At 70.8% G+C, this 22,481-nt stretch carries 16 protein-coding genes; 9 read left to right on the forward strand and 7 right to left on the reverse strand.

Translation table 11 applies throughout. The features are described from left to right. Window positions 1-28: 28 nt before the first annotated feature. Window positions 29-913, forward strand: a complete 885-nt coding sequence (locus OV079_RS31615; protein ID WP_267772820.1) for a transcriptional regulator — start codon at window positions 29-31, stop codon at window positions 911-913. A 352-nt stretch (window positions 914-1,265) separates the two neighbouring features. Next, window positions 1,266-1,979: a hypothetical protein gene (locus tag OV079_RS31620; protein WP_267772821.1), complete on the forward strand. Its 714-nt coding sequence runs from the start codon at window positions 1,266-1,268 to the stop codon at window positions 1,977-1,979. Window positions 1,980-2,124: 145 nt separating this feature from the next. Here OV079_RS31620 and OV079_RS31625 read toward each other — a convergent pair whose 3' ends face one another. Further along, entirely contained in the window at window positions 2,125-3,066 is a 942-nt protein-coding gene (locus OV079_RS31625) for a dienelactone hydrolase family protein (RefSeq protein WP_267772822.1), read from the reverse strand. 1,550 nt (window positions 3,067-4,616) lie between these two features. Here OV079_RS31625 and OV079_RS31630 point away from each other — a divergent pair. After that, a complete protein-coding gene (locus OV079_RS31630; protein ID WP_267772823.1) occupies window positions 4,617-6,230 on the forward strand; it encodes an FG-GAP repeat domain-containing protein in 1,614 nt (537 codons plus the stop codon). A gap of 197 nt (window positions 6,231-6,427) precedes the next feature. Here OV079_RS31630 and OV079_RS31635 read toward each other — a convergent pair whose 3' ends face one another. Further along, window positions 6,428-7,117, reverse strand: coding sequence for an MYXO-CTERM sorting domain-containing protein (locus OV079_RS31635; RefSeq protein WP_267772824.1), 690 nt, complete (start codon window positions 7,115-7,117; stop codon window positions 6,428-6,430). 139 nt (window positions 7,118-7,256) lie between these two features. Here OV079_RS31635 and OV079_RS31640 point away from each other — a divergent pair, with 139 nt between their 5' ends. After that, window positions 7,257-7,418 carry a hypothetical protein gene (locus OV079_RS31640; protein ID WP_267772825.1) on the forward strand — a complete coding sequence of 54 codons (162 nt, stop codon included), beginning with the start codon at window positions 7,257-7,259 and terminating at the stop codon, window positions 7,416-7,418. 474 nt (window positions 7,419-7,892) lie between these two features. On the opposite strand, the gene OV079_RS31645 is transcribed toward OV079_RS31640, so the two are convergent. Then, entirely contained in the window at window positions 7,893-9,230 is a 1,338-nt protein-coding gene (locus tag OV079_RS31645) for a DUF1501 domain-containing protein (RefSeq protein WP_267772826.1), read from the reverse strand. 114 nt (window positions 9,231-9,344) lie between these two features. Further along, window positions 9,345-11,063: a hypothetical protein gene (locus OV079_RS31650; protein WP_338088952.1), complete on the reverse strand. Its 1,719-nt coding sequence runs from the start codon at window positions 11,061-11,063 to the stop codon at window positions 9,345-9,347. A gap of 1,359 nt (window positions 11,064-12,422) precedes the next feature. On the opposite strand from OV079_RS31650, the gene OV079_RS31660 reads away from it, so the two are divergent. Both OV079_RS31660 and OV079_RS31665 read left to right on the forward strand, forming a co-directional pair. After that, entirely contained in the window at window positions 12,423-13,883 is a 1,461-nt protein-coding gene (locus OV079_RS31660; protein ID WP_267772829.1) for a hypothetical protein, read from the forward strand. A 25-nt stretch (window positions 13,884-13,908) separates the two neighbouring features. Then, window positions 13,909-15,342, forward strand: a complete 1,434-nt coding sequence (locus tag OV079_RS31665) for an outer membrane protein assembly factor BamB family protein (protein ID WP_267772830.1) — start codon at window positions 13,909-13,911, stop codon at window positions 15,340-15,342. A 148-nt stretch (window positions 15,343-15,490) separates the two neighbouring features. Here the strand turns inward: OV079_RS31665 and OV079_RS31670 are convergent, their stop codons facing one another. From OV079_RS31670 to OV079_RS31680, 3 genes are all read right to left on the reverse strand, one after another. Beyond that, window positions 15,491-15,823, reverse strand: coding sequence for a thioredoxin family protein (locus tag OV079_RS31670; protein ID WP_267772831.1), 333 nt, complete (start codon window positions 15,821-15,823; stop codon window positions 15,491-15,493). Between the two features lie 146 nt (window positions 15,824-15,969). Beyond that, window positions 15,970-16,191 (reverse strand): hypothetical protein, encoded by a 222-nt coding sequence (locus tag OV079_RS31675; RefSeq protein WP_267772833.1) that lies wholly within the window; start codon window positions 16,189-16,191, stop codon window positions 15,970-15,972. Window positions 16,192-16,315: 124 nt separating this feature from the next. Continuing rightward, a complete protein-coding gene (locus OV079_RS31680) occupies window positions 16,316-17,104 on the reverse strand; it encodes a DNA alkylation repair protein (protein ID WP_267772835.1) in 789 nt (262 codons plus the stop codon). Between the two features lie 9 nt (window positions 17,105-17,113). On the opposite strand from OV079_RS31680, the gene OV079_RS31685 reads away from it, so the two are divergent. The 3 genes from OV079_RS31685 to OV079_RS31695 all read left to right on the forward strand — a co-directional run bounded on the left by OV079_RS31685 (window position 17,114) and on the right by OV079_RS31695 (window position 22,466). Then, complete coding sequence (locus OV079_RS31685; protein ID WP_267772837.1) at window positions 17,114-18,682, forward strand: hypothetical protein; 1,569 nt, start codon at window positions 17,114-17,116, stop codon at window positions 18,680-18,682. Window positions 18,683-18,984: 302 nt separating this feature from the next. Further along, entirely contained in the window at window positions 18,985-20,202 is a 1,218-nt protein-coding gene (locus OV079_RS31690) for a sigma-70 family RNA polymerase sigma factor (protein WP_267772839.1), read from the forward strand. Window positions 20,203-20,435: 233 nt separating this feature from the next. Further along, on the forward strand, window positions 20,436-22,466 hold the full coding sequence (locus tag OV079_RS31695) for an HAD-IC family P-type ATPase (RefSeq protein WP_267772841.1): 2,031 nt from the start codon (window positions 20,436-20,438) through the stop codon (window positions 22,464-22,466). Window positions 22,467-22,481 lie beyond the last annotated feature (15 nt).

Consider the following 22,481-nt stretch of genomic DNA (forward strand, 5'->3'; position numbering starts at 1 on the left):
CCCGGTCGGCGTGTAGCATCCGCCTCCCATGTCCCGGGCCCACGACCTGCTGGTCGCGCGCTGGAGCGAAGTGCCGCCGCCGCTGCGCGAGCGGACCGACGCGGCCGCGCTGGCGAGCGCGTGGCAGGCGGTCGAGGCGGCGTGGCCCGAGTTCGCCGACGACCCGCCCGGCTTCTTCGCCCGCGTGGCCCCGCGGTTGGCCCCCGAGGCCGACGTCGCCGCGGTCGCCTGGGCCGACCTCGCCCTCGCCGACGCCTGCCTGCGCGCGCTCCCGGGCGCCCTGGCGGCCTTCGAGGCGGCCCACGGCGAGGCCCTCGACGCGGCGCTGCAGGCCGTGGGGGTCGGCGCCGACGAGCGGGCCGAGGCGCGCCAGCGGCTGCGCCTGCGCCTCCTGGTCCGAGAGACAGGCGAGGCCCCGCGCCTGGCCGGCTACTCCGGCCGCGGCCCGCTGCGCGCGTGGCTGCGGGTGGCGACGGTGCGCGAGGCGCTGATGCTGGTCCGCTCGGCCAAGCGCCGCGCCGCCCACGAGGTCGAGGACGACGGCGAGCTGCTCGAGCAGGCCGCCGTGGCCGACGACCCGGAGATCGTCCTGCTGCGCGAGCGCTGCCGCGACGAGCTGCGGGCCGCCCTGCGCGCCGCCGTGGCCGCGCTCGACAGCCGCGAGCGCACCCTGCTGCGCCTGTCCCTGCGCGACCGCCTGACCGTCGACCAGCTCGGCGCGCTGTTCCACGTCCACCGCTCGACCGCGGCCCGCTGGCTCAAGGCGCTGCAAGCCAAGCTGCACGCCGAAACCCGCGCCCAGCTGGCCCGCACCCTCCGCCTCGAAGGCGCCGAGATCGAGTCGCTGATCCGCGCGATCGGCAGCCGCATCGACATGAGCCTGGCCGGCTCGCTCGAGCCGACCGCGCATTGAATTCTGATCGAATTGACGATTCAGGACATGCCCCAAAGAGCATGTCCCAAGAGCAATCTCTGGGGAGCGACGAGTCCGGCGCGCCATCCTCTGCCGCCCTGCACGAGCGTCGCCCGTGCCCGGCGCGTCATCATCCGCCCGCATGCTCGTCGCCAGGCCCCCCGCACGTCGTCATCCGCCCGCATGATCGTCGCCCGGCGCCCCCGCGCGCCGGTTTCGCCGGCTGCGGCTTGCCCACGCATGCAAATGCCCGCTGCGCCCGCAAGCAACCGCCGGCGACGCACGAACGCCGGTCGCTCCCGAGCCACCCCGCGCGTTGAAGGTCGCGCGCCGTCGGGCTAGGTTCGCCGGCATGCACTTCGCTTATTCCTCGCGCACATCCGTCCTCGCGCTCGCGCTCGCCGCTTGCGTCCCCGACCCCAAGGGCGGCGACACCGACACCACCACGACGACCGGCTCGACCTCCGGCCCCGCGCCGGGCACCGACGGCATGTCGTCGACCGACAGCCCGACCGGGCCCACCACCGAGGTCCCGGGCACCACCGCCACCGACGGCGTCTCCACCACCACCGGCGAGCCGCTCACCACCACCATCGATCCGGGCAGCACCGGCGAGCCCAGCACCACCACTCTCGGGCCCGGCACCACCACCGACTCGACCACCGGCGCGCTCGTGTGCGACCTGGTCCAGCTCACCACCGAGCGGGCGCACCAGCTCGGCGGCGCGGTCCAGGACTGCGGAGTCGTCGACCCGTGGAACAACAACACCGCCGAGTGGCAGGCCGCCAGCGACTGCGCGCTCGCTGCCGCCGCCGCCGAGCAGCAATTCCAGCTGGTGATCTGGCTGCAGGGCGTCGACAGCAGCGTCGGCCGCGGCTACGCGGGGACGGCCGCCCGCTCGTTCGCGCTCGAGGAGCTCCACTTCGACTCGCTGGGCTCGCCGATCGTGTCCTCGCGGCCGTGCGCCGGCCTCGCCGCGGTCGACGACTGCGCCGTCGCCCCCGGCGAGGCGTGCCTCGTGTGCGTCGCGCCCGGCCTGCCGGGGACCGTCTGCGACGTCCCGTGAGCGCCGCGCGCCCGGACCCGCCGACAAAGATGACGCCTGTTCGACGGCATGGCTGGACCGTCGAACAGGCGTCATCGACCTGTCCCTGAGGACATCTCTCCGATCAAAACGAAAAGATCATGCACGCAGGCGCGCCGGCGGAGCGTCACTCGCCGAGGGCCAGCACGATCTGCTTCAGGGCGACCTTCAGCGCGGCCTCCTTGGCGGCCACGTTGCCCTCCGGGGTGCCGCCGTCGGCCTTGGCGCCGGCGCTGTCGAACGAGTGGCCGGCGTTCGGGTAGACCGTGATGTCGTAGAGGTTCGCCACGCTGGTCTTGGTCGCGACCTGGCCGGCCTGGATCTCCCGCGAACCGGCGCCGTACTCGGTGCTGCAGTGCTCGACCAGCGAATCGTCGCTGCCGTGGAGGATGAACAGCGGCGCGGTCGGCAGGTACTTGTTCTCGACGGCCGCCTTGGTGCTGGTCGACAGCGGCACCGCGCCGTCGAAGCCGCAGCCCGGGTAGTAGGCGATCCCGACCTGGAACTCCGGCCGCCCGGGCTTCAGGTCCGGCACCTGGACGTCCACGGTGCCGCCCTTGGTCTCGCGGAAGTACTGGATCGCGTGCTCGAGCTGCCAGTGGACCCCGAGCATCGTCATCGTCCCGCCCTGCGAGAAGCCGAGCACGCCCATGCTCTCGCAGTCGACCTCGGGGCGGTTGCACAAATAGCGCGAGGCGGCGTCGAGGTCGTAGATCCGGCCGATGATCTGCTCGGTGTTGGTGTCGAAGGTCTTGGGCATCTTGTCGGCCTGGCTGTGCTTGTCGCAGAACCCGCGGGCCGAATAGCTCGACGGCAGCAGCACGGTGTAACCCATCTTGGCCAGGCGATCGGACCAGGTGGCGAACTGCGACTCCATCTGGTCGCTGCACGGGGCGGCCTTGGTCGGGCCGTCCTTCAGCAGGCCGCCGGAGCCGTGCAGCACCATCATCGCCGGCCGCTTGCCGACCGCCTTCGACCACTTCGGGCGCACCAGCTTGGCCGGGATGTCCAGCGCTTGCCCGTGAAGCGACTTCGGGATCGTGACATTGAGGGTTTCGACCCCCACCACCGTCGCGCCGCCCAGGTCGCCCTCCCCCTCGTTCCCCCCGGTGTCGCCGCCCGTGTCGCTGTCGCCGCCGCCGCTGTCACGCGCTGCGAGGTTCAGGTGATGCCATTCGTGGGACTCCGCGTCCGGCCCATATGTTTCGTTGACACAGCCGACAGCGAGCACAGCCACGCACATCGTCGTCTTCGCCAGGGTCCTTGCGAGAATCATCGAGACACCTCCTCGGCCCACCATCTCGCCGGCTCAAGAAAGCGTCAATGATGCGTGTCTTCCGCGCTCGCATTTCGCGCGCGGCGGTGATTGCACATATGTTTTTTAGGACATGCCCTTACAGACATGTCGATAAACCCGCATGGGCCGTGAGACATGACTCCACGGACATGCGCGGCGGCGGTCGCCGCGCAGAAGGACTCGCAGTCTTCCTAGGCAGGGCCCGGCGATTCGTCTCATTACAGTGAGAAAGCGCAATCAGAGGACGAAGCATTCACCGGTCTGATCTTGGATTGGCGCATAGACCGCCACGAGGCGACCCCGCGGGAGAGCTCCTCCATGGACTTCTACGGGCCTTCTGGCGCCTACAACGCGATAAACATCGTCCAGGGGGCTGGCGGCCTCGAGAAGACTGATTGTTTTGTTGGACCCAGGAAAACTGCACCTCGACTTGACAGCTTCTGCGAACTCGTCGACCGAGCTCACGCGTCGCCCGCCGGCCAGCGGATGCCCCCATTCGCCGGCCCCGATGTCGACATGGATCTCGGGACATATGTCGATATCGAGCCGTGCCGGCGACCGCACGCGCCGAATCGCGTCCATCGCCCGTGTGAAGAACTCGACGACATCCCGAGGCACGGCCGCAGCCCCAGGCCCTCGCCGCTTCGTGTCCATCGTCCGTGTGAAGACATCCGGAGGCACGTCCCAGCGCGCGGCCTCGTTGCCTCGCATCCCTCCTTCGCGGGGACGAGCTCGCGGCACGGTCGCAGCCCGCGGGCCTCGCCGCCTCGCGTCCCTCCTTCGCGGGGACGAGCTCGAGACCCTCCTTCGCAGGGACGAGCTCGAGGCACGGTCGCAGCCCCAGGCCCTCGCGCCTCGCGTCCCATCGATTCCTGGTGCCCAGGGCATGTCCAGCGGCGGCATGGCGATGTCGGCGAAGGCCGCCGCGCCGCGTTCCCTGCGGCCCAGGTTGTTTTTCGGGTCCCAGCGGTCCCCGACCCCGCTCGCGCTGCCGGACGCCCGCCCATCGGCGGCAGTGGTCCGCCTGAATCCGTGCTCGCGGGCAGGTTCTCTCGTGGAGCCACGGCCCGCCCCCGCGCGCGAAAATATTCGCCTCTCTCCTCCAATTTTCTCGGGGCGCCGGCAACTACAACGGAGGATGTCCAGTGCTCGCAGCGCGAGAGAGGCATGGTGAAGGGATGAGGAGCAGCAGACCGTCCATCGACCGCCGTGCGACTCGCTGCGGAGGTACACGAGGGCGCTTTCTCGCTGGACGCGCGTCGCTCGTCCTCGGCGCGCTGCAATCGGCGGTCGCCGCCGTCGCTGCGTGCACCGGTCCCGGCATGCTCGCGGTCGCCCCGCTCGGGTGCAATGACACGACCGCTTGTGAGGAGGGTCCGCTCGACGCGCCCGGGTGGGAATGGACGGACCGCGAGGTGCTGTCGCTGCCGCTCGTCGCCGACGTCGACGGCGACGGCCTCACCGACGTGGTGGTCAACGCCGGTCCGTGGGGCAGCAGGGCCGGCGAGATCGTCCTGCTCGACGGGGTGACCGGCGCCGAAAAATGGCACATCACGCACGACCCGGTGCAGGGCCGATTCGGCTCGAATCCTCGCGCCACGATCGCCCTCGCCGACGTCTCGGGCGACCAGGTGCCCGATATCATTTACGCCGGGCAAATCGACGATCCCGACTTCATGGCGCCGATTCACGCGGTCGACGGCGAGGGCAGGCCGCTGTGGACGTCGCACCTGGCCGAAGGGCAGCTCGCGCGGTTCCGCTTCGACAACGGCGCGCCGGCGGTGGCCAACCTCGACGACGATCCGGAGGCGGAGATCGTGCTCGGCGCGGCGATCCTCGATCACGACGGCCTGATGGTGTGGAACGAGCCGGGGTTCGGCGCCGAGGCCGGGGTGCCGGAGCACGACGGGACCGCGGTCTACCCCGGGGGCCTGGCCACGGTGGCGGACCTCGACGGCGACGGCACGCCGGAGATCGTGAGCGGGCGAGAGGCGTGGCGCGTGACGTGGGTGCCCGGCGACCCGCCGCAGGTGACCGTCTCGCTGATGTGGCAGAACACGAGCGGCCACGGCAACGACGGCTTTCCGGCGGTGGCGGACCTCGACGGCAACGGCACGCCGGAGGTGGTGCTGACCGCGTGGCCGGACATCCGCGTGATCGACGGCCTGACCGGGAAGCTGTGGTGCGGCGTCGATCCGTCCGGCGAGGCGTGCGCGGAGGACGACGCCAAGCGCACGCAGCCGATCCCGATCAAGGGCGCGAACCTCGGCGGCCCGGCCACCATCGCCGACTTCGACGGCGACGGCCGGCTCGAGGTCGGCGTCAGCGGCGGCATGGCCTACGCGGTCTACGACTTCGCGCGCCCCGACGAGGAGATCGTGAAGTGGGACGCGATCGAGCCCGCGCCCGGGGCGATGTACGCCCGCTGGGTGCTCGAGACGCAGGATGTGTCGTCGGCGAGCAACTCCGCGTCGGTGTTCGACTTCGACGGCGACGGCCGGCTCGAGCTGGCGCATCAGGACGAGTGCGCGTTCCGCCTGATCGACGGAGCCGACGGCACGGTGCTCGGCACGATCCGCAACTCGAGCGGGACGATCCACGAATATCCCGTGATCGCCGACCTCGACGGCGACGCGACCGCCGAGGTGCTGGTGATCGCCAACCTGAGCGACGAGCGGGCCAACACCGGCTGCCGCGCGTCCGACCCCGAGTTCGAGACGCGCATGGGCGTGTACACCTACCGCCCCGCGCACGGCCCGAACTCGCCGGGGGCCCGCGCGGTGTGGACGCAGCACACGCATCACGGGACGGACGTCGACGACGCCGGCAACGTGCCTCTGCAAGAAGAGCCGGCGTGGAAGACCGGGGCGACCGGGAGTTTTCGTCAGAGCATCGCGCAGGCGCGGTCCGGCGAGCGCGAGGGCGACTGTCGCTGAAGCCAGGCCGCCGCGCCCGCCGTATCGCTGGCGGGCGAGACGCGCCCCGGCGGCGCGTCCCTCGGCGTCGCGGCGCTCCGATGAACCGAAGGCTGGGGAGCTCCGCCCCGAGAGGAGGACAGAGGGCGATCGATTCGCCCGAGGAGATCGCTGCCGAGCGCCGATGTACTACCGGGGCCTGGGCCGCCGAGCTCGCGTCATCGACGTCGCCGGCGGCGCGCGAACGCCAGGAGCAGGGCCGTCGAGACGAACAGCGCCCCGCTCGCGTCCCCTTCTTGCGCGACGCAACCGCAGCCGGAATCGTCGTCGCAGATCGACTCTCCCCACACCGAGGACTCTTCCTCCAGCGCGGCGATGCATTGGTCGTCGCTCTTCGCCAGCAGGCCGGCGATCGCCGCCTCCTTCGTCAGCGGCGGGACCTCCGAGCTGCAGGTGGCGACGAACTGATCATCGGGATCGAGGCTGAAGAGGGTGTTGAATTCGCCCTCCTGGGCGACCAGCACGGGGTGGCCGATCGAGGCTTCGCTCCCATGATGGACAAAGTCGGCCGTGACCGTGTCCCCGACCTTCGCTGTCGTCGTGCCGTGGACTGCGTCGACACGGACCCCGACCTCGTCCGGGTTCGGCCCCTTGACGACGACGCCCTCGAGCACCGCGTCTACAGTACTTTCGGAGCTCAGCTGGTTGCAAAAGCAGTCCTCGGCCTTCGTGACGAAGCAGTACTCCGGCTGGATCCGCCCGGCCTCCGCCGCCGTGAGCCCGAACTCGTCGAGCCACGCCCGCAGCGCCGCGTCGCCCTCGAGCTCGCGGATCAGCGCGAAGTTGCGGTGCGTCGCCACGCGAGCCACCAGCGCCGCGTGCCCGGTCGACTCGATCAGCCGCGCCATCGCGCAGCGCGTGCCGTGCGGGTCGATGAAGATCGGGAGCGGCGCGCGACACGTAGTTGCGCGGGAAGCGGCCCTCGCGAGCGTAGCGCGCGAGCTCCTCGATCAGGCGCTCCCGCGCGGCCCGCTGCGGCGCGCCGAGATGCGTGACATCGCGCCCGCGCAGCTCGAGCAGGACCTCGTGGAAATGGGCCTGCAGGCGGGCCCGCTCGCGCCCGAGGCGTTCGCGGAGCCGGCCGAGGCCCTCGCCGCGCCGCGCTCGACGGTCACGCCGACGTGGCGAGCACGAGGGAGGGCCGAATGACTGGGTGGAGGCATCGAGAGAAGCACCGAGCATCATTAAATCCTTCGACTTTCCTGGCCTGCACGAAGACGAAATCCGAGCCGGGCTCGACCGCCGTCGCCGCGCTGCCCTGGCTTGAAGTCGCCGGTGCGGTCACGAAAATTGTCCGCTCGCTGCAGTTCGCGCACGAGGGTCACGACCCTTCGTGCAGCGCCGCGCCGGTCGCGCCTCCGCTGCCGGCCGATCGCGGTTCGGCATGGACCGCAAAAAACTGCCGACGCTGTTCCAGCGCCCATCGCCGACCTCGACGACGACGCCGCGGCGGAGGTGCGGGGATCGTGAGGCCGGAGCGACCCCGGCTGCCGGGAGGCGAGCCGGAATCGGCGAGCTCGATGTCGGCTGTCCTTGAAGACAGGACGTCGCAGTGCGCCGCTCGCGACGACGGCGGCACCGCGGTGCCGCCGTCGCTTTCACCTGTCCCTGCGGACAGCCGCTTCAGCCGAACAGCGGCAGCATGTCGGTGATGATGCCGAACTTCTTGGCCGCGGGGCTCTCGGCCACCCCGGCGAGCTGGCGCAGGGCCAGGTGGACGTGCGGGGCGGTGAGGACGACGCCGTCCTCGGACTCGTCGAGCTCGAGCGTGTCGGGGTCGATGCCGATGGGCAGCTGCTCGGCCTCGGTGGTCGCGCCGATGACCCGGCCGCCGCCGCCGATGAGGCCCGGGTTGCCGCTCAGGAACATGGCCGAAGAGACAGGCCAGTGGTCCTTGCCCGAGCCCGCGTCCATGCCGTTGTAGCCCTTGCCGCGGCCGAAGTCGGAGCCGACCATGACGACCAGGTTGGAGTCGATGCCGGCCATCGCCGCCTGCGACATCACGTAGTCGATGCCCCAGTTCAGCTTGGCCAGCTGGCGCACCTGCACCGTGTCGTGGTTGGCGTGGGTGTCGAAGCCGCCGATCTCGAGGTTCACGCCGACGGCCAGGCCGGCGGTGAACGCCGCCATCGCCAGCTGCGTCTGCTGGGCCATGCGCTCGAGGTCGCCCATCTCGTTGGGCAGGTCGATGAGCGTGTCGGGCAGGGCCACCGACGACAGCAGGTCGAGGTTGCCGCGCGCGAGGTACAGCTGGCCGGCGGCGGCCTCGATCTTCGGCAGGTTCTGCTTGGCCTTGAACGCGGCCAGGCGCTCCTGCTGGGCCGCGGCGATGCGGTCGAACGTGTCCTGGTGGAGGTACGTCGTCGTGTTGTTCGGGTCGGCCGGGTTGACGCGGTTGGGCTCGGCCAGCTTGCGGAACGAGGCCACCGAGTTGAGGCGGGTGACCGGGATCAGGTTGCCCGTGCCCGAGTAGCCGCCGCCGGAGATGAACGCCAGCGGGTGCTCGGGCGCCTTCGTCGCGGCCACCAGCGCGGCGAAGTTGGGGTAGTTGCCGTCGCCGCGGCCCGACCAGATCGTCACGACCCCGCGGTCGTGGTTGTTGGTCGCCATGTTGAGGCCGTTGATCACGACCATCTTGCTGGCGTACTTGGCGAAGAAGTCGGCGTTCTTCATCATGTACGGCAGCGACAGCGGGTCGGTCACCAGGTTGGCGGGGACCGGGATGTCGGCGTAGTGGATGTCGCCGACGGCCGTCGGGTCGGCCGGGTCGTAGTCGTAGTGGCGGTTGAACGTGCCCTTGGGCTTGGGGTCGCACAGGTACACGGGGTCCCAGCCGCCGCGGGCGCTGATCATCACGTAGAACGGCCCCTTGTAGGGCGGCAGCGCGGCGCGGGCGTGGCGCGGCAGGGCGACGGCGAGTCCGGTCCCGGCGGCGATCTTGAGGAAGCTGCGGCGATCCATGGTCGTAACTCTCCGATCTCGCTGGGTTGACTCACTCGTACAGGAAGGCGAAGTCCGACAGCATGTAGGCGATGACGGCCTGCCAGGCGCGGATGGTGTAAGCGTCGTCGTTCGTCAGCTTCTGCTCGTCGGGCAGGGCCGTGCCGGTGTTGGGGTCCTTCGTCGCCCCGCACGCCCCGAGCCCTTGCCCTCGATCGTGTCGGCGATGTTCTGCGCGCCGGCCAGCCAGGTCTCGCGGTAGAGGTCGTAGGTCCGCTCGATCTCCGGATCGTCGATCGCCAGGTCCTCGCCCAGCATGCGCAGGTGCAGGTGCTGGATGTTGGCCTTGATCTTCGACTCCTGGAAGTCGGGCGAGTCGGTCGCCTCGACCAGCGGGAACAGCAGGCGCTCCTCGACCGGCTTGGTGAAGTCGAACGCGGTCGCGCTGCACGACACCTCGACCGCCATGCGCTGGGCCACGCTCGCCATCAGCTGGTTGATGCTCGTCAGCCGCTGGGTGATCGCGTTGGAGTCGATGCCGCCGTAGAGCAGCTTGTACTCGCCGTTCAGCAGGTCGCCGGTGCCGCCCCAGCGCACGCCGGTGGTCGCCATCACCTTCTTCGCCAGCAGCTCCGGGGTCGACAGTCGGCCGGTGCCGACGTGCGCGAGCTCGGCCTTGTGCTCCTCGCTCGGCTCGTTGGCGACGTTCACGCCGCGGTAGTACGGGCTCAGGATCAGCTTGACGATGATCGTCTTGAGGTTGTGGTCGTCGGCCACGAACTCGGCCGCGACCGCGCGCATGAAGGTGTCCTGGGTCTCCCAGGCCGCCAGCTGCTGCATGTAGTCGGGGGCGGCCGCGTTGGTCGGGTAGCGCGCCGGCTCCTCGCCGGTCAGCGCCTGGTACATCTTGTAGGTCGCCGACAGGCTGAAGCGCGGATCGTTCGCCACCTTCTGCGCCAGCCACTGCACGCCGGTGGCGGACTGGTCGGTCGGCATCAGCTCGAACTGGTAGCCGGGCGCGAACATCTCGGGGTACCAGGTCGGCTTCTCGAGCAGGAACTCCTGGTTGTTCTTGTCGAACATCTGGAACGCCCCGGCGATCGGGTCGATCGTGATGTGACACTGGGCGCAGGTCGCGTCGTCGCGCGTCGGGTTGGCGAACGCGGCCCCGGCGTCGGGGTCGATCGCCTGGCTGGCCAGCGCCAGCACGTCGGTCGCCAGGAACTGGTCGTAGACCTTGCGCGCGCGGTGGCGGTTGCGGTTCGTCGGCGTGGTCGGGAACCGATTGAGCCACATCGGCGACGTCAGGACGCCGGCGTGCGGGTAGGTCATCTCCTTGCCGTTGCGGGTGACCTTGAGGACGCCGGGTTTGAGCTCGGTCGGGTCGTTCGGGTCCTCGAAGCGGGCCGCCACGCCGTAGATGAAGGCCGAGTCGGGCGTGAAGACGGTGTAGTCGGCCGTGAGGATCTCGGTGAAGGGCCGGTCGTTGCGGACGATGTAGTTGATCAGGTCGAGCGGCTCGCGCGCGACGGCGCGGTGGATCCGCTGCTTCTGATCGTCCGGCATCGGGTTCATCTTGTCGAAGTACTTGGCGACGTTCGGCCAGTCGGGCGTGCCCGCGTTGATGTTGTTCAGCGAGCCGCCGCCGTAGTACATGTCCGTCAGGAACGTGTCGTTGAAGACGTCGGTGAGGCGGGCGTAGAACGCGTCCTCCGTCATCATGTCCTCGAGGACAGCCGCGAGCCCGGCCTCGCCGTCGGCCTCGACCGCGGCGATCTCGTCCTCCAGCGGCAGGCGGCCGACCAGGTGCAGCGAGGCCTTGCGCAGCGTCTCCACCGGGTCGAGCAGGACCACGTCGGGGAAGCCTCGCCGGCGCTCGGCGGCGGACACTCGATCGGGTCCTCGAGCTGCTCCAGCAGCGCCTCGATGTTCTTGTAGAGCTCGCTCTCGGCCGGCAGCACCGCGCCGCCGCCGTGCTCGACGATGCCGCTCGGCTTGGCGAGGATCAGCGGGGTGTCCTCGAACTCGTAGCCGGCCAGGCCCTGGATGTTGGCCAGGTTGGCCTCGATGAAGCCGGGGTACACGGGCGTGAGCAGGCGGAACTTGGCGCCCTTGGCCGCCGCCGAGCCGGTCGGCTCGTGACACTGCACGCACAGCGTGCCCATGCCCTTCGACCACACCTTGTCGGCGAAGAAGTCGCGCGTCGAATAACAGTCGCCGTTCGGCTCGCCGGTGGTGCCGGTGCCCGTAGTGGACGTCGGCGCGTCCGTGGTCGGCGTCTCGCCGCCCGTGGTCGTCGACGTGCCCTCGGACCCGGTCGTCGCGGGGCCTTCGGTGTCGACCTGGGCGTCCGGGTTGTAACACCCGAACGCGAAGAGAGCTGCCCCAAGGGGCAGGTAGACGATTCGCCGGCTCAGCCGCGTGTTCTCGACCATCGCGTTCGCGCCTCCACCCGTGCGTCGCAAGGTACGCTGCCGAGCTCGCCGCGGACAAGCCTCGTCGGCCCCGACCGGACCTCGGGAGCGGTGACGGCCGCGGATGCAGGTATGCATGCGATCGCGCGCTCGCGCCTCGGGGCCGCGCCGCCCTGACGGGTCAGGGCGGCCGATTCGCGGGCGTCCGCGGGCCTCCGCCGGCCCGGGACAACCCGCGAGGTTCGGCGACCCCGAGGAATCGCCGCACGAATCGGTCGCACCGATCTCCGTGACGCCCCGCCGCGTCGCGACCGCGCGATCGTCGTCGCGTCACACTCCTGCCATTGACCGTCGACAATCGGGGCACGGACGAATGCGCGGATTCGTGGGCCGAAAACCGCCGATTTTCGCGTCGTCCAGGCAGGCCGGCGGGCCGCCGCCGCGACAGCCGCAGCCGACTTCGTCGATCCGTCCCGCGCGCCGAGATCGGCGAGGCGCGGGCTCCCCGGCTGCGACGACGCGCCGCGGGCGTGACGCCGGGGGCCTGCTGGAGCGCCCGGTAAGGGTCGCCGACTGACTCGTCGCCGACCGTCGCCGGCGCGTCGGCGACGCTGGCGGTCCGCCGCGCAGCTCGCAGCTCACCTCGCACAAGCGCCGGCGCGTCAAGTACTCGCGCGGCCGACGAGCTCCTTGAAGCGGAGGGCGAAGGCGGAGCGCGGCATGCCGGCCACGCAGCCGCGCGCGCGAGGGCCCGCGTCCTTGGACCGGGGTCGACGAATGTACAAATGACTCAAAAGACATGTCATATGATTCCGTGGCGAGCGGCGATCGCGGTGACCGGCGCTGCTTCGAGCGGCGTACGCGGTTGCGCAGCGCCTGCGACCTTGGCTACCGTCGGCCGCATGCACCCTGCCCTCGCTTCCTGTCGCTCCTTGCAGCTCGTGTTCGGTCTCACCGTGGCCGCGGCGCTCTCCGCCTGTCCGGACGGTGGTTCCGGCGGGACCACGGAGTCGACCGGGGCCCGACGGGCGGCGACCCGACCGGAAGCAGCGAGGCGACGGCCGGCCCGAGCTCCGGCGGACCGACCGCGCCGACCACGAGCGAAGGGACCACCGACGGCGAGACGACCAGCGTCGAGCCGACCACCGCAGATCCGTCTGCCACCACCGCGAACACGACCGGCCCCGACGAGACCACCGGGCCGGGCGAGACCACCGGCGATCCGCCCGTCGATCCGGGCTGGAGCGAGCGCGACCACGCCCGCGTGTTCCTCTCCGGGCACAGCCTCACCGACAATCCCCTGGCCGACTTCATGCTCGAGATTGCGGCCGGCCTCGGCGTCGATTTCAATTACAATCAGCAGATCGGCATCGGCTCGCCGATCCGCGTGCGCACGCTCGGCGGCAGCTGGAACAACCTCGACTGGCCCGGCTACAAGACCGGCAAGAACCGCGACGGCAGCGACATGGACGTCATCGCCGAGCTCAAGGCGCCGCAGACCCTCGGCCCCGGCGAGCTGTACGACACTCTGGTGATCACCGAGCGGCACGACATCCTCGGCACGATCCAGTGGGAGGACACCACCGGCCTGTTGCGGCATTATCACGACCGCCTGATCGACGGCAACCCGGCCGGCCAGACGCTCCTCTATCACAGCTGGCTGAGCATGAACAAGGCGGACCCGGCGCCGTGGATCGCCCACGAGAAGAACGCGCTGTTCGCCTGGGAGTGCGTGGCGGCCAAGGTCAATCACACGCTCGCGGCGGAGGGCCGGCCCGACCGCGTGACGACGCTGCCGGTCGGCGCGGCGCTGGTCCACCTGGTCGAGGCGGCGCTCGCCGGCGAGGTCGCGGGCATCGAGGGTGCGCCGAATCAGAAGCTGGACCAGCTGTTCAGCGACGACGTCCACCTGACGCCGCTCGGGGCCTACTACGCGGCGCTGGTCACCCACGCCGCGGTGTTCCGCAGCTCGCCGATCGGCGCCCCGGTGCCGCCGGGCGTGCCCGCGGAGCCGGCCGCCGACCTGCAGGCGCTCGCGTGGGAGTTCGTGCGCGGCTATTACACGAACCCCGAGAGCGGCCAGCACACGATGGAGGAGTGCCGGGGGTTCATCGCCGATCAGGTGTGCGCGTCGTTCTGGACGCTGCTGAACGAGCCCGGCAACATCGACGGCTGCAGCGGTCATTTTTCCAATGCGGACGCCGAGGGCAACCCGTTCCGCTGGCCCGACCCGCAGCTGATGATGTGGCCGGCGCCCTGAGATCCGGGCTTTTCGGTTCGCCGCCGTGATAACCTCGCGGCTCGATGTCGAAGCATTCGTCGAGCCTCCACACCGTCGCCAGGTTGACCGCCGCGCTGCACACCCCCGGTTCGTCGACGCGGGCGCGGTCTACTGGTCGAGCGATGATTTCCGGTTCGCGGCGGCGTCGCTCGCGGGCGAGCGGCTGTGGGACGTCGAGGTCGAGGACGGGAGCCGGCTGGTCGGCATTTTCGAGGGGCACCCGGTGGTCCTGACCAGCGGATTCGACCCGCCGTTTCCGTGCGCGCTGGTGTTCCTCGACCCGGCCAGCGGCCGCGAGGTCCGCCGCGTCGCCGCTCCCGAGCATACGACGGAGGCGGCGTATCACGACGGGGTGTTCGCGTTCCTGACGGCCGCGGAGCGGTTCGAGGCGGCGAGCCGGCTGGTGCTGGCCGACGCGGCGACCGGCGAGTTCAAGAAGGTCGTCGAGGGCGGAAGCGCCACCGGGCTCACCGCGTTCGCCGGCGGATTTTTGAGTACGCTCGAATTCGTGGTGCACGCATATGACCTGAAGGGCAGGTCGCTGTGGAAGACCGACAGTGTGGTGTCGGTGTCCGGGGAGACGGTGCTGGCGACCCATCTCGGCGGCAAGCTGACGCGGCTGCGACCGGCGGACGGGGCGCCGGTGTGGAGCTTCACGTTCAAGGGGGCGGAGGCGCGGAGCCTGGTGCAGGTCCACGCCGGGGCGGACGCGGTCGCGGTGCTCGAGCCGCGGCTCGGCGAGCTCGCGCTGCTCGACCGCGCGAGCGGCGAGCTGCGCTGGCGGACGAAGCGCGCGGCGGCGACGACGTTCGCGCCGCCGCTCGTCACTCCCGACGCGGTGGTGACGCTGTCGGCGAAGAAGGCCGGCGAGGGCTGGCAGGCGCTCGCCGCATTCTCGCGGGCCGACGGGTCGCTCCGCGGGGAGCTGGCGAATCCCGACGGATTCAATATGATCGACGGGCTGGTCGCGGGCGAGGTGTGCGTGCTCGGGCAGGAGGACGGGACGGCGCTGCACCTGGTGCGCGTGCCGGCGTCGGGTACTGCGAGCACCAGGAGCGTAGTTGCGGATGCGAAGGTGTCGCGCCCGGAGCGTGTCGCTATGCCGACGGAGAAGGTGGCGAAGAAGGGTCCGGCGAGCGCTGCTTCGGCGAAGAAGACCGCGACGAAGAACCAGGCCACCGCTTCGGTGAAGAAGACCGCAGCGAAGAAGTCTCCGGCCTCCGCGACTTCGGCGAAGGAGTCCCGGGCGGCCACTGCTTCGGCGAAGAAGACCGCGGCGAAGATCTCGGCCTCCGCCTCGACGAAGAAGACCGCGGCGAAGAAGCCTCCGGCCGCTTCGGCGAAGAAGACCGCGGCGAAGAAGCCTCCGGGCGATGCTTCGGCGAAGAAGCACGCGACGAAGAAGAGCCCGCGAGCGGGGCGCCTCAAGCAACCATAGGCCGCTCGGGGAAATGGTATGTCCTGTTCCGGGCTGGACCCATTCGCTGTCGAGCGACCGCACGCATTCTCGGCAGGCGGTACTGACCGCAGGTGTCGTGCGGCTTGAGGCGGGAGCAATCCACTACCCCACAGCGCCGCCGTCCTGGCTATGCCAGGCACAGCATGCTGAGCAGGACTTCGCGGCTCGTGAGGCCCGGCTCAATGCTCACCTTGCTCCCCCCTCTGAACGCGATGGAGGTCGGGACGGATTTGACTCCGTTCCTCTGAGTGGCCTCGGGGGCACCGTCGATGTCCAGGGTGCCCACCTTGACCTTGCCCTGGTAGTCGTCCGCGATCTTCTCGACGATCGGCAAGAGCTCGCTACAGCGCCCAGCCCAGGTCGCCGTGAATACCACCAACACAGGCACGAACCAGGAGGCCTGGACGACCTCCTGCTCGAAGTTCTGCTCCGTGAACGTGAGTACATTCGAGCTCGACATCTCTTTGTCCTCTCCTGCAGTGAGAAGGGTATCCGTTGCGAGTGTGGCGGGGAAGCGAGCCTTCCACTCGAAGTGGCGGGCGCATGCCCACAACCGGGCTCAAAGCGCGTGAACCCTGCCGTGAGTCCTGCCATCGTCACCCGAGGTCAGCGCTCGAAGTCGTCGTCGCTGCCCGGCGGGCCGTCGATTTGCATCTCTGCCCGCGCGCGGCAGGCGTCGCAGATCGTCTCCTCCCAGCCGTCGAGGCAATGGTGGTAGCCCGCGCCGCCGCAGACACCGCAAATGGTCGCGCTCTGCGCCGCGATCTCGACGAGGAATTCTCGAAGGCCTCGTCGTAGTCGGTGAGGTCGAAGCGCAGCTCGGCCCATTTTTGATAGACCTGCTTGACTTGCAGTCCGGGCGGGAGGCGGTCGTAGACCTGGTCGACCAGGCTCACCCAGCCGGGACAGCCGCACCGCGAGATCCAGCTGCGAGCCGCTTCTCTGTCCACCTTCACGCCTCCGCGCCGGCTCTTCGGCTCTTCGCCGTCGCCTTCTTTGCGGTCGCCTTCTTCGCCGTCGCCTTCGCCGGCTTCGCGGCGGCCTTTCCGCCGTGCTTCGCCTCCTGCTTCGCGCGGTGCTCGCGGGCCTTGGCGATGTACGACACCGCGTCGGGGGTCTTGCAGTCGGTGTCGCCGTGATCGACCTCGACCGGGCCGATCTTGCGGGCCGCGGCGGTGGCCAGGCGGGCCAGGCCGTCGCTGCGGGCGCCGATGGCGATCAGGGTCCGGTTCATCGCCTCGCGGGTGCGGTTCGGGGCCTCGTGGATCTCGCGCTCGATGCGGGGCAGCAAATTCGCAAAGAAGCTGTCCTCGAGGTCAGGTGACTCTTGGGCCAGGTGCGACACCAGCACCCAGCCGGCGCGCCGCTGCGGCTCGGCGGACGCGTCGAGCCAGGCCGTCGCCGCCGCGGCCGCCGCCGGCAGGCGCGCGCCGACGTGGCCGATCAGGGCGTCCGACTGCAAGTTGCAGGTCGCCTCGGCCTGCCAGCGCGCGAGGGTCTCGAGGTCGAACGCGGCGGGGTCCGCGATCATCGCGGCCAGCACGCGGGCGTCGTGGTTTTTGCTCTGCCACAGCGCCCGCGCCAGCGCCTGGTCGCGGCCGAGGCGCTTGCGCAGCTTTTCGAGGTCGCCGAACTTGACCCCGAACATCGGCTCGGTGGCGCCGTGGCGGCGGTAGGTCTTGCGGGTCTGCTCGCTGCCGAGGGCCTCGAGCTCGCGGAGGACGTCTTGAGCTGCGGTCACGCGCGTCCCATGGTCGCAATTGCGCCCGGCGGGCGTCAAGCCGGTATACTCGCCGGCGATGTCGACGCCCGCCCCTCGGCCCACGCCGCCCGCACCGGCGCCTGGGCGCTGCTCGTCGTCTTCGCCGCCGACCTGGTGTACGAGGCGGCGCGGCGGCTCACGCCGCTGCTGGGCTTCAGTCCCGACCGGTCCGCGGGCGACTTCGACTGGTTCCTCTGGCTGCAATGGTTCGACAAGGCCGACCTGCCGCTGCGCGCGCTGCTGACGGGGATCGCCGTGGTCGGCCTGCTGCGCCTGCGCCGGGGCACCGCCGATGCTGGCGCGAGGGCCATGTTCCTCGGGTCAGGTGCGTCGATGCTGCTGGATGTCGCGGTGCGGCTGTGGTTCCAGCGGATCGTGGCGAACGACGCCCAGGCAGGCGTCGCGCTGGCGAGCACGTTCTTGCCGCTGGCGCTCGCGGCCGAGCGGCTGGCCGCGGGCTTGCTGCTGGCGGCGCTGTGGCGGGCGCGGCGGGCCTGGGGGCGCGGGGCCGGGATGGCGTGGTCGTTCGCGGCGCTGCTGTACGGGCTGCGGCTGGCGTTGATCGTCGCGGCCAACGTGCTGGGGCCGGAGCAGGTCGACGCCGACAACTTCGTGCGCCGCGGCCTGATGCTCCTCGCCTTCTACGTCACCGAGGTCGGCGCGTCGATGGCGACGCTGCTGGCATTCGCCCGCGTCGCCCCGGGCGAGCCTGCCGCCGCTCGGCTCACTGCCGCTGCGGCGGGCCTCGACCTCTACTTCCGCGCGCTGGTCACCCGCGTCACCGTGCTGGTGGTCGGCATCGTCGTCACGCTGGCGTTCGGCCTGACCTCGCCGGCGACCCGCGGCAAGCTGCTGTTCGCGGTGCTGGTGGTGCCGCTGCCGACGCTCATCGCCCAGGTCGCGGGGCTGACCCGCTACGCCGACGCGCCGGTGGCCGGGCGCGGCGCGCTGGGGCTCGCGCTGGTGACGATGGGCCTCGGCGCGGCGATCGAGGTCTTGACGCTGGTGCTGTACGCCTGGATGGTGTGGCCCGAGGACTCGTCCGCCTCGCGCGCGCAGACGCTGACGTACGCGGACATGCTGAAGTACGCCGGCGCCGGCGGTCAGGTCCTCGCGCTGGTCGGCGCGCTGGCGCTGCTGCTCTCGCTGCGCCGCGCGGCGATCGGCCTCGAGGCCCCGGCGCTGCGGCAGCGGGCCACGGCGCTGATCACCGCGCTGGTCGGCGTGGCCGCCGGGGCCTTCGTCCTGCTGCGATTGTTCGCCCAGACCCTCGCGCACACGCCGGCCGCGCTGCTCGGCCTCGGCCTCGTGGCGCTCGTCGTCGGGGTGACGGTGTTCGTGTCGTGGTTGCGGCTCGTCGAGGGCGTCGCGCAGGAGCTGCGCGCGCGCGAAGCAGGCGTGAAAGACTTTCGCGACTGGTGCGATAGGACCCGAGACGAGCGCCGATGCCGTCGCGTAACGCGTAAAGACAGCGCGCGCGATGTCGCTGCGCCGTCGTGGTCGCGATCACCGTGGAATGTGCATCACGGGCACGCAGTCGGCGTTCTGCGAGCATAACGCCGATATTGATAGGTTCTTGAGGTCAGGTCTCGAAGTCCTGATACCCACTTGATCATCGCTGCCCTTAGTCTTGAAGGCGTCGAGTTCGCCGTCGGCCGATTCATTTTCGGCCGGCACTTCGGGTCCCAACCGCGACACCGCAAATGTGGCCCGGACCACCCTCTCTTTCAAGGAAATGCTGCGCCATGAATCGACACGCTTCGACCGTCGCATTTGCCCGACCCACCGCCACTCGCCGGCGTCGCAGCGCGGCTGCCGCCGAGGAGCCGACGCGGCCGGCCGAGCTCGAAGAGACCGTCTTGCCGACGATCCCCGTCGACGTCAGTGACGCTCAAGGTCTGCTCGCCGCTTATTTCCGCGGCCTATCGGCAGTCGAGGTGATGAACAAGGACGAGGAGCTGGCCGCCGCCGTGCGGATCGCCAGCCTGCGCGCCACCTTTTGGCGCTCGATCCTGAATTATCCGCCCTTCATCGACGGTATCTGTGACCTCGCCCGCGAGGTCCTGCCCGCGGAGGTCTCTCCGGCCGAGGCGCTCGATACGATGAAGCGGACTTCACGGGCGCTGCGCGACCGCGACCTGCTGTCCCATCAAAAGGCGTTCGAGGCGGCTCGTGAGGCGCTGTCGGAGAAGATGGGCCTCGCCGACGTCGACAGCCTGGTGTCCGACCGTATCCTCGCCGACCTCGCCAACGTCGAGCAGGGCAATAACGACGGTCTGAGCATGCGCGTCAAGCTGCCGCGCAAGGGCAGCGTGCCCTTCCTTCAATACCTCACCACCGTGCGCGCCAACCACGTCGCGCTGGTCGCCGCCAAGAACGCGTTCGTCAAGGCCAACCTGCGCCTGGTGGTGACGATCGCCCGCCGCTTCAACCACGGCTCGATGCCGCTGCAGGACCTCATCCAGGAGGGCAACATCGGCCTGATGAAGGCGGTCGACCGCTTCGACCACCGCAAGGGCTTCCGCTTCTCGACCTACGGGTCGTGGTGGATCCGCCACGCCATCAGCCGCTCGATCACCGACAAGGCCCGCAGCGTGCGCCTGCCGGTCCACATGACCGACGCGTACAACAAGGTCAAGCGGGCCCGCCGCGAGTTCGAGGCGCTGCACGGCCGCCGCCCGACCGACGAGGAGATCGCGACGCTCACCGGCGTCAGCGTCGAGCGGATCCGCCGCATGCGCTGGGCCCTGGTCGAGGCGCCGATCAGCCTCGACCAACCGCTGTCCGACGAGTCGGGCCTGACGATCCTCGACACCATCGAAGACGACAATCAGGTGCTGCCCTCGGAGCAGATCGACAGCGCCCTGCTGATGGAAGGCCTGCAGGAGGCGTTCGCGACCCTGGCGCCGATCGAGGCCGACATCCTGCGCAAGCGCGTCGGCATGGACGACGAGCCGGAGATGACGCTGAAGGAGATCGGCGAGCGCTACTCGCTGTCGCGCGAGCGGATCCGTCAGCTGCAGGAGCAAGCGCTGAGCAAGTTGCGCAGCGAGTTCGAGAAGCGCGCCCTGCTCTGAATCGCCGGGCCGCGGGTGAGCGAGCCGCGCAGGCCCTCGGCCGCGACTCGGAACATTGATTCACTCGCGTCGGCGCGGGCGAGCCGCCGCATATGCGGGCAGCTCGCCGGCTCCGTCGGGGTGTGGACCCCCCTGGCCCGCTGCCCCGACCCTGCGGCAAGATCGGACGACTTCGCGTATTCCTGAGCTGCGTCGTCGCTCGCGTCCGGCGATGGCGTCGTGTCCGAGGACCCGTGACCACCCGCAACCATTCTCCCGCGCGCCGTCCCTTCGTCCGCCAGGCGATCCTCGACGCATTGCGCGAGCTCGACCCGCGCCTGACCGTGCGCCGGCCGCTGCTCCTCGGAGTGGCGCTCGCGGCCGCGCTGGCGACGGTGCTGGCGATCCTCCGCCCCGACGGCTTCACCATCGCGACGTCGGTGTGGATCTGGCTGATGCTGCTGGTGCTCGCGGTCGCCGGCGTCCTCGTACGAATGGGGGCCAGCACCCTCACGATTCGTCTGCAACACGAGGGCGACCTGATGGCGCGGCGCCTGCGAGAGCTGCGGCGCGACGCGCAGGCCGAGGTGATTCCGGCGTCGCGCCTGCGCCGCGGCGATCTGGTGCTCGTGCCCGCGGGCGACAACATCCCCGCCGACGGCGTGGTGGTGGCCGGCAGCGCGGTGATTCGCAGCACCCTGAGCGGACGCTCGGTGCCGCTGGTGCGCGAGAGCGGGGCCGACCGCCGCGCGCTGGTGGCCGGCTCGGCGGTCCTCACCGGCTGGCTGATCGTCGACGTGTGGAGCAACCCCGGCGAGGACTTCCGCCAGCGATTGCTGGCGCTGGCCGAGCGGGCCCGCCTGGTCGCGCGCCAGGAGCCGCAGGGCCTGGGCGTGCTGCTGCTGGCGCTGACCGCGATGGGCCTGGCCGCCGGGGCGGCGCTGCAGCCGTGGGCGGCGCTGGCGCTGGCCGGCGATCCGGCGCCGCTCGTCAACCTCCTGGCGCTGCTGGCCTGCGCGGTGCCGGCGAGCTTCGCCGGGCTGCAGGCCGCCCTCGACGTGGCGACCTTCCGCCGCCTGCTCAAGCACAACGTGGTGACCGGCGCGGCCTCGGTGGTGCGCGCGCTCGGCCAGGTCGACGTGCTGCTGCTCGAGCGCGCGAGCGTGGCGGTCCGCGGCAACTGCGAGGCCGACGAGCTGATCCCGATGCCCGGGGTCGCGGTCGAGGAGCTGGCCGGCGCGGCGTTCCTCGCCAGCCTGGCCGACGAGACGCCCGAGGGCCGCAGCATCGTCGCGCTGGCCGAGCGCCGCTATGGCCTGGTGCCCTCGGGGCTGCAGCAGGCGCGGTTTCTGCCCGGCTCGGGGCCGGGGCGGCTGACCGGCGTCGACCTGCCGGGCCGCCACCTGCGCAAGGGCGACGCCGACGCGATTCGTCAATTCGTGCGCGAGCACAGCAGCGTCGAGCCGCCGGACGAGTTCCGCGCCGCGGTGCAGGCGGTCGCCGGCGAGGGCGGGGTGGCGATCGGCGTGGCCGACGGCCCGCGCATGCTCGGGGTGGTGCGGCTGCGCTGCCGCGTGCGCGAGGCGCTGGCGCGGCTGCGCCGCTGCGGCGTGTTCACCGTGGTGTCGACGGCCGACACGCCGGCGGCGGCGGCGTCGCTGGCGGCCGAGGCGGGCGTCGACGACTTCTTGGCCGAGGCCACGCCGGAGGGCAAGCTGGCGCTGATCCGCCGCCACCAGGCCGCGGGTCGGCGGGTGGCGATGGTCGGCGACGGCAACCACGACGGCCCGGCGATGGCCCAGGCCGACGTGGCGGTGGCGATCAACGCCGGGCCGCTGGCGGCGCGCGAGGCCGGCGGCCTCGTCGACCTCGACGGCGATCCCACCAAGCTGGTCGAGGCCGTCGAGCTCGGCCGCCGCCAGCGCGACGTCGGCCGCATGCTGGCCGCCTGGTGCCTCGCCAGCGACCTCGCGCTGGCGCTGGTGCTGGTGCCGCTCGTCATCTCCGAGGCGCTGGTCCGCGGCGCCGAGCGCATGTCCTTCGCGACATGTTCCGAAGGACTGTCGCTGCTCGACCCGCTGGCGCTGCACTCGCCGCGCAGCGCGGTGCTCGCCGGCCTCGTCGTCCACACGCTCACCCTCGCCTGCGTGGCGCCCCTGGCGCTGCGCTGGCGGGGCCCCGCGCGCAGCCGCCTGGGCGCCGCCCTGGTCGGCGTCGCCGTCACCCTCGCGGCCGTCAAGCTGCTCGACCTGTTGCTGTTCGCCGTGTTCGCGCCAGACCTATGAGCCTGATCTACCCCA

This window comes from Nannocystis pusilla (genome assembly GCF_026626665.1).
GTDB lineage: Bacteria > Myxococcota_A > Polyangia > Nannocystales > Nannocystaceae > Nannocystis > Nannocystis pusilla.